2 protein-coding genes are annotated in these 1772 nt (G+C 69.8%); both read right to left on the reverse strand.

Annotated features, from left to right (window positions below; all coding sequences use genetic code 11):
* Positions 1-1104, reverse strand: a 1104-nt coding sequence (locus K377_RS41100; RefSeq protein WP_237551596.1) for a condensation domain-containing protein, incomplete at its 3' end; no start/stop codon positions are given.
* Positions 1105-1115: 11 nt separating this feature from the next.
* A partial coding sequence (locus K377_RS41105; RefSeq protein WP_237551597.1) for a phosphopantetheine-binding protein occupies positions 1116-1772 on the reverse strand: 657 nt, incomplete at its 5' end.

The raw sequence follows: 1772 nt of genomic DNA on the forward strand, positions 1-1772 counted from the left end.
GACCTCCAGGCCCGGCATCTCGATGTCCGGCCACACGAACTGCCAGGCCAGCATCGTCTGGAACAGCGGCGGGTACGAAGTCGAGCGCTCCAGGTTGAGCAGTTCCACGAGCCGCTCGAAGGGGACGTCCTGGTTGTCGTACGCGGCCAGGGCCTTGTCCCGTACCTGTTCCACCATGTCGCCGAAGGTCGGGTTCTTCGACAGGTCGGCGCGCAGCACCCAGGTGTTGACGAAGAAGCCGACCAGGTCGTTCAGCGCCTCGTCGGTGCGCCCGGCGATCGGGCTGCCGATCGTGACGTCCTCACCGGCGCCGAGCTTGTTCAGCAGGACGGCGAGGGCGGCCTGGGCCACCATCGGGGCGGTGGCGCCGCGGTCGGCGGCCACCTTGCCGAGCCGGGAGACCAGGTCGGAGTCGAGCAGGAACGAGACGTGGCCGCCGCGGTGTCCCACGATCGTGGGCCTCGGCCGGTCCAGCGGGAGCTGGGTCGGCTGCGGCACCTCGTCCAGTTCCTTGCGCCAGTAGGCGATCTGGGGTGCGGCGACGCTTTCGCGGTCCCCGTCCTCGCCCAGCAGCTGCCGCTGCCACAGGGTGTAGTCCTTGTACTGGACCGGCAGCGGCACCCACTGCGGCGCGGTTCTGCCGTGGCGGGCCGTGTAGGCGGTGACCAGGTCCTTCAGGAACGGGGCCATCGAGGAGCCGTCGGCCGCGATGTGGTGGAACACGAACGCGAGGACGTGCTCGTGCGGCGAGAGCCGGAACACGGTGGTGCGCAGCGGGAGTTCGGTCTCCAGGTCGAAGCCCAGGACCAGTTCCTCGTGCAGTGCGGCGTCCACGTCGTCGGCGTTCACGTCGACCACGCGGAACGGCAGGGCCGCCTCCTCGGGGGGCAGGACCCGCTGCTCCGGTGTGCCGTCGGCGTTCTCGACGACCAGGGTGCGCAGGCTGTCGTGCCGTTCGGCGACGTCCGTGACCGCCGCGGCCAGGGCCGCGGTGTCGAGGGCCCCGTCCAGGCGGAGCACGAACGGGATGTTGTACGTCGCGGACGGCCCTTCCAGGCGGTGCAGGAACCACATCCGCCGCTGGGCGAAGGACAAGGGGATCATCGACGCTTCTCCTAAACGGTCATCTGGCCCAGCTGGGGACGCAGCCGGGGGCGGTTCGACGTGGCCAGTTCCTCGATCTGCACCGCCAGCTGGGCGACGGTCGGATGACGGAAGACCGTCGTGACTTTCACGTCGACGTGGAGCTCATTGCGTATGCGGCCGGTCAGCCGGGTGGCGAGCAGGGAGTGCCCGCCGCGGTCGAAGAAGTCGGCGTCGATGCCGATCTCGGCCAGGCCGAGCAGGTCGGCGAAGAGCCGGCAGAGGACTTCCTCGGTGGGGTTGCGCGGTCCGCGTCCGGTCTCCGTCTCGGTGTGGTCCGGTGCGGGCAGCGCCTTGCGGTCGAGCTTTCCGCTGGTCGTCGTGGGGAACTCGGTGAGCGGCACGATCGCGGTGGGGACCATGTAGTCGGGCAGGTGTCCGCGGACGTGGTCCGTCAGGGCGGTGAGGTCCAGCGCGGACGGTGTCGCGGTGCCGGCCGGTATGACGTAGGCGACGATGCGCTGGTCGTCGGCCCGGTCCTCGCGGACGACGACGACGGCGCTGTCGACGTCCGGGTGCTCGGTCAGTGCTTGTTCGATCTCGGCGAGTTCGATGCGGAAGCCGCGGACCTTGACCTGGAAGTCGGTCCGCCCGATGTACTCGACCTGACCGTCCTGCGACCAGCGCAC

This window comes from Streptomyces sp. PsTaAH-137 (assembly GCF_003259365.1).
In the GTDB taxonomy this organism is placed as follows: Bacteria; Actinomycetota; Actinomycetes; order Streptomycetales; family Streptomycetaceae; genus Streptomyces.